Source organism: Bradyrhizobium sp. SK17 (genome assembly GCF_002831585.1).
In the GTDB taxonomy this organism is placed as follows: domain Bacteria; phylum Pseudomonadota; class Alphaproteobacteria; order Rhizobiales; family Xanthobacteraceae; genus Bradyrhizobium.
The window spans coordinates 6,860,520-6,876,123 of record NZ_CP025113.1 but is presented as its reverse complement, the minus strand read 5'-3'; the positions used below and the strand labels follow the sequence as shown (position 1 = coordinate 6,876,123).

Below are 15,604 nucleotides of genomic sequence, written 5' to 3'. Positions count from 1 at the left end.
ATGCGTCTGTTCCAGAATAGCGGTCTCTATCCGTCCTATCTGCCGCGGCTGAATCAACTCGCGGCAAAGGCGTCGTCCTTCGCGGCACGGCGCGACGTGTTCCTGCACGATCGTTTTGGTGCGGCGCATTTTCTCAAGCCGGTGCTCGACGGCGCGCCCGAAGCCTTCTTCACCAATGGCGATGACGAGGCGCTGCAACGCCAGTGGGCGCGCGAACAGGGCATTCAGGGGACGCCGACGCTCGAAGCCATCCTGCTCGCGCAGATCGAGCATCATGGAACCGAAGTGTTCTACAATCTCGACCCGGTGCGCTATCCGAGCGCGTTCATCGCCAAGCTTCCGGGCTGTGTGAAGAAGACGCTGTGCTGGCGCGCGGCGCCCTCGGGAAATGCCGATCTCACCTCCTATGGCGCGGTGCTTGGCAACTTCCCGTCGATCCTCCAGGCCTGGCGCGACAAAGGATGCCGGGCGGAGCTGTTCTTCCCTGCGATCGATCCTGTCATGGAGCAATACGGTCGCGGCGAGCGGCCGATCGACGTGGCGTTCGTCGGCGGATATTCGCGGCATCACAGCGCGCGGGGCCGAACGCTCGAACAGGTCGCAGCGCTCGCGGCCGACCGCAACATCGTGTTCTGCCTCGACGCGTCGCGGCTGACGCGGCTTGCCGAAAGCGCGCTCGGGCGATTGCTGCCGCTCGGCAAGCATCGGCGGCCCGACGTCATCGCGCGAATCGCGAGGCTGCCGCTGTTTGGGCGGGATCTCTACGAGCTGTTCGGGTCAGCGAAGATCGTGCTCAACGGTGCGATCGACATGGCCGGCAATGATCGCGGCAATATGCGCTGCTTCGAGGCGATGGGCTGCGGGTCGCTGCTGGTGTCGGACGCCGGAAACTATCCGGCGGCGATGCAGGACGGCGTCACGATGCGCACCTATGATGTTCCCGAGCGGGCCGTGGAGGCGATTTCGAGCAGCCTGCGGGACTGGCCGCAATGGGCCGGGATCGCCGCATCCGGCCGGGCGCGGGTGCAGGAGACCTACGGCAAGGCCTCGCAATGGGCGCAGTTTATCGATCTCGTCGCGCGGATTGAGCCGTGCTAGAGGGGGGCACAGAGCCGGCCAGCGGGCGGGCGATCGGGCCGAGATAATGTCTGCAAGTGACTTGATCCATCAGCTGAAATGGGCGGCCGACGGGCTTGCCGTGCCGTTGTTCAAGATGCGGCCACGGCCGTTCGGCCCGGGCTATCAGACGGTCAAGCGCGACACCATCACCGCGGCGATCGATGCGGGCCTGCTTCAGCCGGGAAAGGAGCTTCCGCCCGGCTACGGCATCGCCATGGACGAGCGCGTGGTCGAATATCCCTGGGTCTATGGCCGGTTGACCAACGTCGGCAAGATGCTGGACGCGGGCTCGACCTTCAATCACGATTTCCTGTTGCAGCGTCCGCCGTTCCGTGGCGCGGACCTCACCATCATGACGCTGGCACCGGAGAAGCGGTGCTATTGGCGTGACGGCTATTCCTATGTGTACGGCGATCTCCGCCAGACGATGTTCGGCGACCACGTGTTCGATACCGTCGCCAGCATTTCCACGATCGAGCACATCGGCCTCGACAATCAGATGCTCTACACCGGCGATCCGCGCGACGCCGAGACCGACCGCGACGGCTTCGTCCCCGCGGTGAAGGAATTCAAGCGCATCCTCAAGCCCGGCGGGACCTGCCTGATCTCCGTGCCGTTCGGCAAGCGCGACAATCTCGGCTGGTATCAGGTGTTCGACCTCGCGATGATCGAGCGCATCATCGAGGCGTTCGGCGCGGCATCGCACCAGGTCGACTATTTCGGCTATTCGCGGCAGGGCTGGTCGCGCCAAAGCGCCGAGGCACTCGCCGACGCCACCGTCTTCGACATCCATACCGGCAAGGGGCAGGGCAATGACCTCGCGGCGTCGTCGCGCGCCGTCGCGTGCCTGCAGTTGACGGCATGAATCTCGACTACCTGATCCAGCGCCTGATCGGTCGCGCGACCTGCCGGTTGCAGGCCGACGCAGCGCTCGGGCGCTCGGCCAGGATCCGAAACATCCGCGGCGATTCCGACAAGATCGTCGTCGGCCGCAACAGCCGAATCCTGGGCGAGCTGCTGACCTTCGCGCATGGCGGGGAGATCAAGATCGGCGAATGGTGCTATGTCGGCGAGGGCACGCGGATCTGGTCGGCGGCCTCGATCGAGATCGGCGACCGCGTGCTGATCTCGCATTCGGCGAACGTGTTCGACAATCTCACCCATCCGCTGCGGGCAGCGGAGCGGCACCGGCAGGTCCAGGACATTTTCACTCGCGGACATCCGAACGACATCTCGCTTGATGAAGGTCCGGTGCGGATTCGCGACGATGCGTGGGTTGGCGCCGGCGCCATGGTGTTGCGTGGTGTGACGATCGGTCAGGGTGCGATCGTCGCGGCCGGCGCGGTGGTGACCCGGGATGTCGCGCCGTTCTCGATCGTGGCGGGCAATCCGGCCGTGCTGGTGAGGGAGCTTGGTCCCGATGAGCGGTGAGCGCAAGTTTACCACCTGGGAGGAAGCGGTGGTCTGGCTGCGCAATCAGCCGGACCAGCGCCAGCTCGTGCTCGACGCATTCTACGACGATCCCCTGGCTGACGCTGCTGAACGCTATTTCAGGAGCTCAGAGTGGCAGGCGGTCGCCGCGCTGCTGGCTGGCCGTTCCGGCACCGCGCTCGACGTCGGGGCGGGTCGCGGCATTGCGAGCTACGCGCTCGCCCGCAACGGCTTTGATGTGACGGCGCTGGAGCCTGATCCGAGCGCGATCGTCGGCGCAGCGGCGATCCGGGATCTGGCGCAGCAGACCCGGCTGCCGATCCGGGTGGTCGAGGAATTTTCCGAGCGGCTGCCGTTCGACGATGCGACCTTCGATCTCGTGTTCGCCCGCGCCGTGCTGCACCATACGCGAGATCTCGAGAGCGCATGCCGGGAGATGTTTCGCGTGCTGCGGCCGGGCGGCATGCTGATCGCGGCGCGCGAGCATGTCATCAGCAAGGAGGCGGATCTGCCGCAGTTCCTCGCACAGCATCCGCTGCATCATCTCTATGGCGGCGAACATGCCTTCCTGCTCGATCGCTACACCGGCGCGCTGACGAGCGCGGGATTTTCCGCGATCGACACGCTGGCGCCGCTGCAAAGCCCGATCAACCTGTTCCCGTATACGCGGGAGACCCTGCGCGCCGCGATCGTGACCAGACTGTCGCAGAAGATTCCGGTGGCTCCGCTGTGGCGAGGTGCGCTGGCGTCGCGCCAGGTGTTCGGCTCGCTGCTGTCGATTGCCGAACGCTTCGACAACCGGCCCGGCCGGCTCTACTCCTTTGTCTGTCACAAGGCCTGAGCGATGATCGTCTGGGTCACAGGCGCGAACGGTTTCATCGGTCGCCATCTCGTGCATGAACTGGCAGGAGCCGGTCATGCCGTGCACGGCGTCGGACACGGGACGATCTCCGCAACGGAAGCCCGGCAGCTTGGCTTGCAGAGCTGGATCAACGGTGAGATCGACGCGGCCAATCTGAACGCGCTCGCGGCTGCGCATGGGCTGCCGGCGCGCGTCTTTCATCTGGCTGGCGGATCGTCCGTCGGCGTCTCGATCGAGCGGCCGTTCGAGGATTTTTCCCGAACCGTGGCGAGCACCGCGCGGCTGCTCGAATGGCTGCGGGGATCCGCGCCGGATTGCGCGGTGATCGCGGCATCGAGCGCGGCCGTCTATGGCGCCGACCATGTCGGGCCGATTGCCGAGAGTGCCGTCCCGGCTCCGATGTCGCCCTACGGGCAGCACAAATGGATGATGGAGCAATTGTGCCGCAGCTACGCGCAGTCGTTCGGCATCGATTGCAGCATCGTTCGACTGTTCTCGGTCTACGGCCCCAACCTGCGCAAGCAACTGCTCTGGGACATCTGCTCGCGGCTGGCGGCCAAGGAGCCGGTGCTCACGCTCGGCGGGACCGGTAGTGAAATCCGTGATTGGACCGACGTTCGCGATGTCGCAAGGCTGCTTGCCGGTCTCGCGCAACCCGCCTCGCAGCAGACCTTCCGGATCATCAATGGCGGGTCGGGCCGAGGCACCAGCGTCGCCGACATCGCAGCCGGCCTCATCAAGTTGTGGGGCGGCAACACGGTCGTGCGACACTCGGGAATAAGCCGGCCCGGCGATCCCGCGAGCTTGCTGGCCGACGATGCAACGCTGCGCCAGATCGGCTTCGATTGGCGCATTGCGCTCGACCAGGGCCTTGCCGACTACGTGGCCTGGTTCAAGGGGCAGGCTTCGTGACATCCCGCCCGTTGCGGATCGCGTTCAATCATATTTCGCGACGGCTATGGGCCGGCGGCTACAATTATCAGCGTAACCTGTTCGCGGCGCTTGCGCGGTTCCAGCCCGGCGAGTTCGTTCCGGTGGTGTTTGCCGGAAATGGCGCCGACCAGAATGAACTCGCCGAGCTTGCCGCTATTTCCGCAGTCGAGGTCGTCCGATCGGACGCATTCGATGGCCAGCCGGGTCTGGCCGCGGCGCTGACACTTGGCCTTGATCGCGATGCCGCAGCGGCGTTTCACGCCGCGCGCGTCGATGTCGTCGTTGAAGCGGCGCGCTTCTTCGGGTGGCGGCTGCCCATCCCGGCAGTGGCGTGGATCCCGGATCTGCAACATCGCTCACTGCCGCAGCTGTTTCCGAGGACGGCACGCTGGCGCCGCGAGATCGGCTTTCGCGTTCAGATCGCATCGGGGCGCGACATCATGCTGAGCAGCGAGAGCGCCTTGCGTGATTTCAGGGCGTACTACCCGCACGTTCGAAACCGGGTCAGCGTCGTTCGCTTCGCGACCCAGCCGCCCGCCGCGTTCCTGGACACCGACCCGTTGGACGTGATCGCGACGTATGGTCTGCCTCCCAACTATTTCTATCTGCCGAACCAGTTCTATCGCCACAAGAACCATCAGCTCGTGGTCGATGCGCTGACCATCCTGAAGCGTCGCGGGATCGATGTGGTGGTCTGTGCATCCGGTAGCACGGAAGACCGGCGCGAGCCGGGCTACTACGATCTGGTCAATTCCGAGATCCGGAAGCGCGGTCTCGACACGCGCTTTCGCCACCTCGGCGTCATCCCGCTGCCCCACGTCTACGCGCTGTTGCGGGCCTGCACGGCGCTGCTGAACCCGTCGCGCTTCGAGGGTTGGAGCACGACGGTCGAGGAGGCGAAATCGTTCGGCGTTCCCTTGATCCTGTCCGACATCGACGTGCACCGGGAGCAGACCGCGGGCGCCGCCCGCTATTTCGGCGTCGACGATGCCGACGCGTTGGCGCATCACCTGATGCAGGCGTCGCAAGAGGCTCGTGGAGCTGTCGTTCGAAACCTCGTTCCGCATCAGGATGACAATGTCAGCGCATTCGCGGCGAGTTTCGCGGCCACGATGCGACAGGCGGTCGCCAAATCAGAACGCTAGACACGCAACTCGCCGTATCGCGCCACCCGGTGAGGTTGACGTTCATCGCGTGAACGGGGTAGAGGTGGGACCAGAGACGGATCGGATTCAGGCCTTGGCGGCTCGAATGCGCGTGCGCTCGAATTGTCCACGAAACACAGGTTAGTCAGACGTGTGCGGCATATTCGGCCTCATCGCCAAGAACGGGTCCGTTGATGCTGATCAGGTCGATCGACTGACAGATCTCGTCGCGCACCGCGGTCCGGATGGTCGCGGCGTCAGGATCAATGGCAATGTCGGGTTAGGGCACCGGCGGCTTGCGATCATCGATCTGACCGAAGATGGCGCGCAGCCGATGCGCGACCGGCTGCTCCCGATCTGGATCACGTATAACGGCGAGATCTACAATTACCTCGAGCTTCGCGCCGAGCTGGAGGCGCTTGGACATGTCTTCCACACCGCCTCCGACACCGAGGTCCTGTTGGCGGCCTATGTCCGCTGGGGGGAGGGCTGCCTCGACCGCTTCAACGGCATGTGGTCGTTCGCGATTCACGACGAGCGCGACAACACGCTGTTCTGTGCGCGAGATCGGTTCGGCGTCAAGCCGTTCTACTTCACGGACACGCCGACGCAGTTCGGCTTCGGCTCGGAGATCCGCCAGCTGCTTCCGTTGATCGGGCGTTCGATCGCGGACGATGATCTCGTCAGTGATTTTCTGGTCTGCGGTTTGAGTGATCACACCAACCGGACCTTCTTCAAGGGCATCGAGAAGCTGCCGCCCGGACACAAGATGCGGGTCGACGTTTCGACCGGCCGGATCGCGATAGAGCGCTACTATTCGCTGGCGCCGCGCGCGGCCGTGACCGACGAGCAGGATGCCGCAAGGTCGCTGGCCGAGCTGCTGGACGACGCGACACGGCTGCGGCTGCGCTCGGACGTGCGCGTCGGCACCTGTCTGTCGGGAGGGCTGGACAGTTCCAGCGTCGCGACGCTGGCTGCGAAGCGCTATGCGGCGAATTCCAACGAGCGCTTCTTTGCCATCACGGCCGTCAGCGAGCAGGCAGCGAACAACGAGGAAGCCTACGCGGCTGATGTCGTGGCCAAGGCCGAACTGAACTGGTTACGCACCAAGCCGAGCTACGAGGATTTCGCCTCGACCGCAGAAGCCCTGCTCGACGTGCAGGAAGAGCCGTTCGGCGGCCCCTCGATCATGATGCAATACGAGGTGATGAAGACGGCGCGCGCGAACGGCGTCATCGTGCTGCTCGATGGCCAGGGCGGTGACGAGACGCTGCTGGGCTATCACCGCTATTATGCAGCCTGGCTCCGCGATCGGCTCGATCACGCCGGCATCGGCGGATTTCTCTCGGCCTTTCGTGACGCCATGCAGGCCGGCGTTTCGGCGCGTCGCCTGTTGATGTACCTGTTCGGCGCCAGCTCGGCGGCGCTGCGGGCCGCATATTATCGCTGGCAGTACGCCTTCCTGAAGCGCCCGGACCTGCCGGAGTGTCTTCGCCGATTCGCGCGTGAGACGCGCGATGCGCAGCAAATGCAGGTGCTGGAGATCACCGAAACCAATTTGCCGATGTTGCTGCGTTTCGAGGACAAGAACTCGATGCGGTTCGGCATCGAGACGCGGTTGCCGTTCCTGGACTATCGATTTGTCGAATTCGCGTTGAGTCTGCCGACCCGCATCAAGCTGAACCACGGCTGGACGAAATGGCCGCTCCGCGCCGCGATGGAGGAGGCGCTTCCGGCCAGCATTTCCTGGCGCAAGGACAAGATCGGCTTTGCCGCTCCCGATCAGATCTGGCTCAACCGGCACTCGCCTGCGATGTATGAGAAGGTGATCGGCAGCGCGCTGCTTGCCCGCTATGTCGACATGACCGCGGTGAAGCGCAGGTTCCACCGGCTCGACCTTGGGATGCGCTGGCGGCTCTATTGCGTGGCGCTTTGGGGGGAACGCTTCGGGGTTGGAGCCCCATGAAGGTCTGCATGCTGTCGAGTGTCCATTCCGCCAACGACATTCGAATTGTTGAGAAGGAGGCGCGAAGCCTGTCCGAGGCCGGTCATGACGTGACCGTGGTGGCGCGGCCGCCGCGCCCGAGCGACCCGGGACGCATCGCATTCAAGTTGATCGAGACGCCGCCGGTTGCGCGATGGAAGCGTCCCTGGGTCGCGGGGAGGGCAGCGATTGCGCTGGCCCATGCGGCTGGAGCCGACGTCGTGCAATTCCACGATCCCGAGCTGATACCGTTCGCGTTGCGGCTCAGGACGCGCGGCTGCAAGGTGATCTATGACGTCCACGAGGACGTGCCATCGGATATCCATTCCAAGCGCTGGATCCGGCCGTGGATGCGGCCTTCCGTGGCGCGCGCGATGGAACTGGTGGAGCGAAACGCCGCGCGGCACTTTGATGCGATCGTGGCCGCGACGCCGGCCATCGCCGCTCGCTTCCGTGCTTATGGTGCCGATGTCACGGTGGTCCGGAACACCGTGCGGCTGGACGAATTCATCGCGCCGACGGCGACGACCGCGCGGCGACGGCAGGCGGTCTATGTGGGGCGCACCAGCTTCGATCGCGGGCTGGTCGAGATGGTGGAGGCATGCGCCGCGGTGCGGCTGCCGCTGGTGCTCGCGGGAACCATCGGCCACGAGGAACAAGCCTGGCTTGAGAAATCATCCGCGGACGTGTCATACAGGGGCACGCTCGGACGCGGCGAGATCGCGACGCTGCTCAACGAAAGCCTTATCGGACTCAATCTGCTGCTGCCTGAACCGAATTATTTGCTGTCACTTCCAACCAAGCTTTTTGAATACATGGCCGCCGGGCTACCTGTCGTTTCCAGTGATCTGCCGAAATCCAAGGAGATCGTCGAGGCGGCGGGATGCGGCTTTGTAGTGTCGCTCGATGATCGCGCGGCCTTGCTGGATCGCCTCGCCAGGCTCGCCGACGATCCTCGACGTGCGATCGAACTTGGATTGGCGGGGCGGGCGGCGGTCTCCGAAAAGTTCAACTGGCAGCACGATGCGGCGGAGCTCAACCGGCTCTACCGGCGACTTGCCGTGCCCGGTGGCGCGGCATGAACATCTGGCTGCTGCATCCCTTTGCCGGTGGTCCGGGGCTCGGCCGTCACTATCGTCCGTTCTGGCTGGCGGACGCCTGGGGGAAGATGGGCCATCGGGTGGTGATCGTCAGCGCCGCCTTCCATCATCTGCACAGGCAGCCGCGCGCGCCGGGGCCGCAGCGGATCAATGACGTCGACTTCTGGTTCCTCGACACGCCGCGCTATGGCAGTGGCAGCCTGGGGCGGCTTCGCAACAATCTGAGCTTTGGCCCGGCGGTAAGCTCGGCAGCGTCGGCAATCGCCGCGCAGTTCGGCAAGCCGGATCTGATGATCGCGTCGAGCCCGCATCTGTTTTTCATCTCGGCGGCGCATCGGCTCGCGCGCCGTTTCGATGCCAGGTTCTGGCTCGAGATCCGCGACCTCTGGCCGGAGAGCATCGTCGCGCTTGGGATGACGCCTGCATGGCATCCCCTGACGAAGGTGCTCGGCTGGAAGGAGCGTGCCGCCTATCGCGCGGCGGATCGCGTGATCTGTCTGCTGGCCGGAGCGGAAGCCCACATGCGCGCACGCGGCCTGGCGGCCGGCAAGTTCCTGTGGCTCCCCAACGGTGTGTCCGACGACGAAATCCAGAACGCGCTTACAATCGAAAGTCTTGCTCATCCGCTGATCGATCGCATCAATGTGCTCAAGCAGCAGGGCAGGCGCGTCGTGCTCTACGCCGGCGGCATGGGTCCGCCGAATGCCGTGGAAGCCATTCTCGACGCAGCTTCCATCCTCGGCAACGCGAGCCCAGAGATTCAATTCGTGATGATCGGTTCCGGCACCTCGCGGGCCGCGCTCAAGCAGCGGGCTGCCACGCTCGCCAACGTCGAGTTTCATGATGAAGTCGAGCGATCGGTCGTGCATGGCATGCTGCATGCTTCCGATTGCGCGGTCGTCGCCTTCCACAAGAACACGCTCTATCACCACGGCATCAGCCCCAACAAGCTGTTCGACTATTGCCTGTTCGCCCCGCGCAGCGTCATCGCTTGCGAGGCGCGGGCGCTTGCCGGGCTCGAGGATCTGGTGACTGCACGATGTGCACCGGACGATCCCAATGCGCTCGCAGCGGCATTGCGCGTCGCCTTGGAGGGGCCGGCTCGCCAACGGGACGATCGCGTCGCCGTCGCGCGGCGCTACAGCTATTCGGCGCTGGCGGCGCGATATCTGGCCGGAACCGCGTGATCGAGCCTGCACTGTGGCCGTCCCGACACACGGGCCTGAACAAAATATCTTTAAAATCAATCTGTTGTCATGTTCATTGCGTGAACGAATCTGCTTGACGTTCATCAAGTGAACGCGCTATCAGCCGCTCCAGCGGGGATAGGCGTGATGGCAGGTACTCTACCGACGGATGAGAATGACAGCGACCGGCTGGTGCTTGGGCTGCTCACCTCTCTCGAGGCGGATGGCGCGCAATCGCAGCGGCGGATCGCGGCCGAACTCGGCGTCGCGCTAGGCCTGGTCAACGCGTATCTGAAGCGGGCGATCAAGAAGGGCTTCGTCAAGGTCGGGTCGGCGCCGGCGCGACGCTATGCCTATTACCTCACCCCACAAGGCTTCTCCGAGAAATCGCGACTGACCGTTCAGTTCCTGACCGATTCCTTTTCGCTGTTCCGCAAGGCGAAGGAGGAATATGGCAGGCTGTTCGAGCGCGCCCAGGCCCTTGGCTTCAGGCGGATCGTGCTCGCCGGGCAGTCGGACCTTTGCGAAATCGCGGTCCTGTGCGCGGTCGACGGGCCGATCTCGATCCTTGCCATCGTTGATCCCGACGCGACCGCGAGCCGGTTCGTCGGTGTCAAGGTGGTCTCGTCCTATGCGCTGGTGGGCGAGCCGTTCGACGCGGTTGTCGTGACCCATCTGACGGCGGCGCGGAGTGTGTTCGACCAGGCGGTCAGCAATTTCGGCGCCGAGAAGGTGCTCGCGCCGGGCCTGCTGGGCCTGCGTCCCAAACAGCCGCTGGGGGCGTGACGGCGATGCAGCCCGATTCCCGCTGGTATGTGGTGCAGACGCAGGTCAACGCTGAAACAAAGGCGGCGGCCGGCCTCGTGCGGCAGGGGTTTTCAACCTACCTCCCGCGCTATCAGCGGCGTCGCAGCCATGCGCGGAAGGTCGAGATCGTGTCGCGACCGCTGTTCCCGCGTTACCTCTTTGTCGCGATCGACGTTGCGGCGCAGCGCTGGCGTGCCATCCAATCGACGCTCGGTGTTTCGCATCTCGTGTGTGTCGGAGATCGGCCCGCTGCGGTGGAAAACGGCACCATCGATGCGTTGAAGGCGCGCGAGGACGAAGCCGGATTCATCAAGCTGGCGCGCGGACCGGCATTCTCGCCCGGCGACAAGGTGCGGATTACCGAAGGTGCGTTTGTCGACAGTCTTGCGCTTGTAGAGGACGCCAGCGATCACCATCGCGTGGCCGTTCTGCTCAATCTGCTCGGCCGCAAGGTCCGGGTTCTTGTCGGGGCGGATCTGATCGCTGCGGCTTGAGTGCGTCTGCAGCCTGGCAGGCGTGATGGATATGTTTCGGCTTGGGTGTGATGTTCGATTCACCCCGAGTGCGGTAGCTTGCCTGAAGCAAACAGAATGTTCGAAAGAGGATTTTCATGACGAACTACGCGCTGATCGGGGCGGCCGGCTACATCGCGCCACGGCACATGCGGGCAATGGCCGATACCGGCGGGAAGCTCGCTGTGGCCTACGATCCCAACGACTCCGTCGGAATCATGGACAGCCACTTCCCCGATGCCGAGTTCTTCACGGAGTTCGAGCTGTTTGACCGTTACGTCGGCGCGATGCAGCGTGACGGCAAGAAGATCGACTACATGACGGTCTGCTCGCCGAACTACCTTCACGACGCGCACTGCCGGTTTGCGCTCCGTTCCGGGGTGGATGCGATCTGCGAAAAGCCGCTGGTACTCAATCCCGGCGACATCGACGGATTGGCCGCCATCGAGCGCGATACCGGCCGGCGGATCTCCACCATTCTGCAATTGCGCCTGCATCCCGCGATCATCGCGCTTCGGGATCGCTTCGCCAATTCGCAGAAGCGCCACAAGGTCGAACTCACCTACATCACGTCGCGCGGGCGCTGGTACCACACCTCCTGGAAGGGCGCTGACGCCAGGTCCGGCGGCGTTGCGACCAATATCGGGGTGCACTTCTTCGACATGTTGAGCTTCGTGTTCGGGCCCGCCAGCCGCAGCGAGGCGCATTTGCGCGAAGCGGAGAGGGCTGCGGGCTCGCTGGAATGCGAGCGCGCTGACGTAAGCTGGTTCCTGTCCCTGGACCGCAACGACTTGCCCGACGCCGTGAAGGGCAAGAAGACAACCTATCGCTCCATCACCGTCGACGGCGAGGAGGTCGAGTTCTCCGAAGGTTTCACCGACCTCCACACCAGGAGCTATGAGGAAATCGTCGCCGGTCGCGGTTTCAGGCTCGACGAAGTCCGCCCCTCGATCGATATCGTTTCCACTTTCCGGACGGCGCCGATCGTCCGCAGCAATGGCGTTCACGCCTTTGCCCAGAAGGCGATGCACAAATGAGCGAGATGCGCGAGGACCCGCGTTTCCCTGGCGTCTTGATCCATCAGTCGAGCTACGTCGACGATGGCGCAGTCCTTGGGCGCGGCACCAAGGTCTGGCATTTCTGTCACATCCTGCCGCGCACCATCATCGGCGAAAATTGCTCGATCGGGCAGAACGTCATGATCGGCCCCAATGTCACGATCGGGAACGGCTGCAAGATCCAGAACAACGTCTCGATCTATGATGGCGTCGAGCTCGCGGACGACGTGTTTTGCGGTCCGAGCTGCGTCTTCACGAACGTCAACAATCCGCGCGCAGATGTTTCGCGGAAAGACGAATTCCGCAAGACGCCGATCGGGCGCGGCACCAGCATCGGCGCCAACGCGACGATCGTGTGCGGACATTCGCTGGGCGAATACTGCTTCATCGGGGCCGGTAGCGTCGTCACGAAGGATGTACCTGCGTTCGCGCTGATGGCGGGAAACCCCGCCAGGCGGATCGGCTGGATGAGCAGGGTGGGCGAACGGCTCGGCAAGGATCTGGCGTGCCCGCGGTCGGGCGAGATTTACGTTGAAGCCGACGGTCGATGTTTTCCGAAAGAGGCGCACTAGGTCGCGCTCCAAAACCAACTTCGGTCCTCCAGGGAAATGCATCCAGCCACGAATCCAGTGCTCCGGCCGGTCGAGGCGCCCGAGTCCGGGCGTCTTCAGTTGCTGCTGCTTTGCGATTTCGCGCCAGGAAGCGCTGCTACGATCATCGACCACGTGATGGGTCTGAGGGAGTTATCCAGGCACGCGATCCACATCTTCAATTCGAAGGGGGACCCATCCAGCTCGCTCGAGCTAGACCGATTTGACGGTGTCATTGTTCACTATTCTCTCGTCGCCTGCATGGATAGCTATATCGGTCCCAATCTGCGTGCCGCCATTGGCAGATTTAAGGGGCTAAAGGCGGCCTTCGTCCAGGACGAGTATCGATGGATAAATGAGACCACGGAGGCGCTGCGGAGCCTGGGTATCCACATCCTGTTCAGCGTGGTTCCGTCAGAGATCATGGACGATGTTTACCCCCAAGAGCGACTGCCGGGTGTCGTCCGCGAAACCTTGCTCACCGGCTACGTCCCAACCGAGCTGCTCGGCAGAGTGGTGCCGGGTTTTGAGGATCGCTCGGTAGACGTTGGTTATCGCGCGAGAAAGCTTCCGGCGTGGTTGGGAAGCTTTGCCAGGGAAAAGTGGCTGATTGCGGATCGGTTCGAGGTGGATGCAGCCAGATACGAGTTGGCCTGCGATCTGTCCACGCGTGAGGAAGATCGTATATACGGCGAGAGCTGGATCGAGTTCCTTGCAAATTGCAAGGCCGTCCTGGGTACCGAGAGCGGCTCGAGCATTTGTGACTTCACCGGCGAAATTCGTACCAACGTTGAGCAACACGTAGCGCAGGATGCGAATGTTGGCTTCGAGACCCTGCGTAATCTTTACTTCAAGGATTTGGACGGGAAGATCGTTCTTTCAGTCATCTCGCCGCGATGTTTCGAAGCGGCGGCACTGCGAACATTGATGATCCTCTATGACGGGCACTATTCCGGAAGACTTGAGGCTTGGCGGCACTACGTGCCGTTGAGAAAAGATCACTCCAACATGTCAGAGGTGGTCGAGGTGTTGCGCGATCCACCACGGGCCCAAGCGATTATCGACCGAGCCTATCGCGAGGTTGCTCTTAATCCCGACAACAGCTTCCAGGCAATGGTTGGGCTAGTTGATCGCGTCATCGACCGTGTGTTCCGTCCAGAAATGGCAGCGACCAAATCGCCTTATGCCCCGGCGGAGTTGGCTGCGCTGCTTAGAAAAGAACATCGTTGGTCCCAGAAAGCCCTGCGGCGTCTGAAACAAGGGCGCCGGCATCCGATCGAGACGGCAAGAGTTGTTGTAGTGAGGGTGCTTGGTCTGTTCTCGCGTCTTGCTCAAGCTCCGTTCCGTCGTTCGGCGTGAGAGAGGATTTTGCGATGAGCCGGTGCTCGGCGCTCTCCCCGGGGATGAAAATGCGCCGGATCGAAATGAAAAGCATGCAACAGCGCTGCATCTGCGATAAGGCAGCCTGGTTGCATGCCGCTGGGTGCAGAATTGATAGTCGATCGTGCGAATTTTGATCCTTCACGAACTGGACAATCTTGCTTCGGCGCGGCGTACGTCGATCAACCACGCATTTGCGCTCGTTAAGTACGCTCCTCAACACGAATATACGTTGCATAGCGCACGCCAACCCGTCACGGCCCGTCTCCGCAAGCAGGCGTTCGATGCGATCATTCTCGACACGACGTTTCTGTGCTGGAGGTGGGCGAGGCCAAAATCGCTGTGGCTGGATCGGCTTCTCGATGCTTACGACTTTGTCGCGCAATCAGATGCCGTCAAGGTGGCGTTACCACAAGATGAGTACGATCATGCCGAGGTACTTGATGCGTGGCTCTCGGACTGGAAAGTCGATCTCATCTATTCCGTATGCTACGGTCATCACGAAGAGTTTTATCCTCGCGCGCGGGAGAGCGCACGGGTGCTCGAGGCGCTTACGGGGTATATCGACGACGTCGATATCGGCCTGATGCAGCGCTTTGCCGTGCCATTCAACGACCGGCCAATCGATGTCGGGTATCGGGCGAGGGCGCTGCCGGCATATTTTGGAAGAGTAGGCCAGGTGAAGGCCGAATTGGGCGAGCGCTTCCGGTCGAGAGTGGCTGATCGTAAGCTCAGACTGGATATCTCGACACGGGAGGGCGACGCTCTTGTTGGCGATGCTTGGCTGCAGTTTCTGGGTAACTGCAAGTTCACCCTTGGCTGCGAGAGCGGAAGTTCGCTCCTGGATCCGAGAGGGGAGATCAGGGAATGTGTCGAATTGCAGCTTCAGCGCAACCCGACAGCCAGCTTTGAGGAACTAGAGCAGACGTGCTTCGCCGGCCAGGACATGAGGAAGGCGTATACCGCGGCCGGGCCACGTCTGTTCGAGGCGGCGATCGCTCGGTCCTGCCAGATACTGACGCCCGGCAGTTATGTCGGCGCACTGAACCCAGGCGAGCACTACATCGAGCTCGCGCTTGATTGCTCAAATGCCGAAGAAGTCTACGAGCAGATGCAGGATGTGGACGCCAACCAAGCACGGATCGAGGCGTGTTACCGCGCATTGGTCGACGATCCGAAGTTCCGCTATAGGAATTTTGTGGCAGGTCTGCTAGCGGAAGTTCGTGATGTCGCGATCAGGAAGGGGCGGCTACCCCCTGATTGTAGTGCATCACCGGATGCGGTCGCCGATGAGTTTGCCTTGCGGGAATCGTTTACCCGCGCCGTTCTTCGCGCACATCAGCATCACATTGAGGATATGAAGGAAATCAGATTGTTACCCAATTTTCTTCATACGATTGTTGTTGCGCTTGTCCGTCAGATGTTGGCTCTCGCGCGTAGAATTCGCGGATAGATTTGGCGTCTTCGGTGATCTTGAATATCGGGGTTCTCTGACT

15 protein-coding genes are annotated in these 15,604 nt (G+C 62.8%); all 15 read left to right on the top strand.

All coding sequences use genetic code 11. The features are described from left to right. Window positions 1-1,098: a glycosyltransferase gene (locus CWS35_RS31905; RefSeq protein ID WP_024582741.1), complete on the top strand. Its 1,098-nt coding sequence runs from the start codon at window positions 1-3 to the stop codon at window positions 1,096-1,098. 46 nt (window positions 1,099-1,144) lie between these two features. Further along, on the top strand, window positions 1,145-1,984 hold the full coding sequence (locus CWS35_RS31900) for a methyltransferase domain-containing protein (protein ID WP_100955357.1): 840 nt from the start codon (window positions 1,145-1,147) through the stop codon (window positions 1,982-1,984). Beyond that, complete coding sequence (locus CWS35_RS31895) at window positions 1,981-2,550, top strand: DapH/DapD/GlmU-related protein (RefSeq protein ID WP_100955356.1); 570 nt, start codon at window positions 1,981-1,983, stop codon at window positions 2,548-2,550. Before CWS35_RS31900 ends, CWS35_RS31895 begins: the two co-directional genes overlap by 4 nt. Next, entirely contained in the window at window positions 2,540-3,391 is an 852-nt protein-coding gene (locus tag CWS35_RS31890) for a class I SAM-dependent methyltransferase (protein WP_100955355.1), read from the top strand. Before CWS35_RS31895 ends, CWS35_RS31890 begins: the two co-directional genes overlap by 11 nt. Window positions 3,392-3,394: 3 nt before the next feature. Continuing rightward, complete coding sequence (locus tag CWS35_RS31885; protein WP_100955354.1) at window positions 3,395-4,324, top strand: NAD(P)-dependent oxidoreductase; 930 nt, start codon at window positions 3,395-3,397, stop codon at window positions 4,322-4,324. Continuing rightward, entirely contained in the window at window positions 4,321-5,490 is a 1,170-nt protein-coding gene (locus CWS35_RS31880; protein ID WP_100955353.1) for a glycosyltransferase family 1 protein, read from the top strand. Before CWS35_RS31885 ends, CWS35_RS31880 begins: the two co-directional genes overlap by 4 nt. Before the next feature lie 151 nt (window positions 5,491-5,641). Continuing rightward, window positions 5,642-7,456: an asparagine synthase (glutamine-hydrolyzing) gene (gene asnB / locus CWS35_RS31875; protein ID WP_100955352.1), complete on the top strand. Its 1,815-nt coding sequence runs from the start codon at window positions 5,642-5,644 to the stop codon at window positions 7,454-7,456. Further along, window positions 7,453-8,556: a glycosyltransferase family 4 protein gene (locus CWS35_RS31870; RefSeq protein WP_100955351.1), complete on the top strand. Its 1,104-nt coding sequence runs from the start codon at window positions 7,453-7,455 to the stop codon at window positions 8,554-8,556. The genes asnB and CWS35_RS31870 overlap by 4 nt, the downstream gene beginning before the upstream one ends. Continuing rightward, window positions 8,553-9,761 carry a glycosyltransferase family 4 protein gene (locus CWS35_RS31865; RefSeq protein WP_100955350.1) on the top strand — a complete coding sequence of 403 codons (1,209 nt, stop codon included), beginning with the start codon at window positions 8,553-8,555 and terminating at the stop codon, window positions 9,759-9,761. The genes CWS35_RS31870 and CWS35_RS31865 overlap by 4 nt, the downstream gene beginning before the upstream one ends. Window positions 9,762-9,908: 147 nt before the next feature. Further along, window positions 9,909-10,547 (top strand): winged helix-turn-helix transcriptional regulator, encoded by a 639-nt coding sequence (locus CWS35_RS31860; RefSeq protein ID WP_100955349.1) that lies wholly within the window; start codon window positions 9,909-9,911, stop codon window positions 10,545-10,547. Between the two features lie 5 nt (window positions 10,548-10,552). Beyond that, complete coding sequence (locus CWS35_RS31855) at window positions 10,553-11,062, top strand: transcription termination/antitermination protein NusG (protein WP_100956835.1); 510 nt, start codon at window positions 10,553-10,555, stop codon at window positions 11,060-11,062. A gap of 116 nt (window positions 11,063-11,178) precedes the next feature. Continuing rightward, a complete protein-coding gene (locus CWS35_RS31850) occupies window positions 11,179-12,117 on the top strand; it encodes a Gfo/Idh/MocA family protein (protein ID WP_100955348.1) in 939 nt (312 codons plus the stop codon). Continuing rightward, window positions 12,114-12,710, top strand: a complete 597-nt coding sequence (locus CWS35_RS31845) for an acyltransferase (RefSeq protein WP_100955347.1) — start codon at window positions 12,114-12,116, stop codon at window positions 12,708-12,710. Before CWS35_RS31850 ends, CWS35_RS31845 begins: the two co-directional genes overlap by 4 nt. 99 nt (window positions 12,711-12,809) lie before the next feature. After that, window positions 12,810-14,087, top strand: a complete 1,278-nt coding sequence (locus tag CWS35_RS31840) for a hypothetical protein (protein ID WP_157817296.1) — start codon at window positions 12,810-12,812, stop codon at window positions 14,085-14,087. Window positions 14,088-14,232: 145 nt separating this feature from the next. Next, on the top strand, window positions 14,233-15,561 hold the full coding sequence (locus tag CWS35_RS31835; RefSeq protein ID WP_157817295.1) for a hypothetical protein: 1,329 nt from the start codon (window positions 14,233-14,235) through the stop codon (window positions 15,559-15,561). Window positions 15,562-15,604: the final 43 nt, after the last annotated feature.

Bases quoted from the DNA above. Each gene is read 5' to 3' on its own strand.
- CWS35_RS31900 (WP_100955357.1), top strand. From the start codon at position 1,145: ATGTCTGCAAGTGACTTGATCCATCAGCTGAAATGGGCGGCCGACGGG.
- CWS35_RS31895 (WP_100955356.1), top strand. From the start codon at position 1,981: ATGAATCTCGACTACCTGATCCAGCGCCTGATCGGTCGCGCGACCTGC.
- CWS35_RS31885 (WP_100955354.1), top strand. From the start codon at position 3,395: ATGATCGTCTGGGTCACAGGCGCGAACGGTTTCATCGGTCGCCATCTC.
- CWS35_RS31850 (WP_100955348.1), top strand. From the start codon at position 11,179: ATGACGAACTACGCGCTGATCGGGGCGGCCGGCTACATCGCGCCACGG.
- CWS35_RS31870 (WP_100955351.1), top strand. From the start codon at position 7,453: ATGAAGGTCTGCATGCTGTCGAGTGTCCATTCCGCCAACGACATTCGA.
- CWS35_RS31905 (WP_024582741.1), top strand. From the start codon at position 1: ATGCGTCTGTTCCAGAATAGCGGTCTCTATCCGTCCTATCTGCCGCGG.
- CWS35_RS31890 (WP_100955355.1), top strand. From the start codon at position 2,540: ATGAGCGGTGAGCGCAAGTTTACCACCTGGGAGGAAGCGGTGGTCTGG.
- CWS35_RS31845 (WP_100955347.1), top strand. From the start codon at position 12,114: ATGAGCGAGATGCGCGAGGACCCGCGTTTCCCTGGCGTCTTGATCCAT.
- CWS35_RS31865 (WP_100955350.1), top strand. From the start codon at position 8,553: ATGAACATCTGGCTGCTGCATCCCTTTGCCGGTGGTCCGGGGCTCGGC.
- CWS35_RS31860 (WP_100955349.1), top strand. From the start codon at position 9,909: ATGGCAGGTACTCTACCGACGGATGAGAATGACAGCGACCGGCTGGTG.
- CWS35_RS31855 (WP_100956835.1), top strand. From the start codon at position 10,553: ATGCAGCCCGATTCCCGCTGGTATGTGGTGCAGACGCAGGTCAACGCT.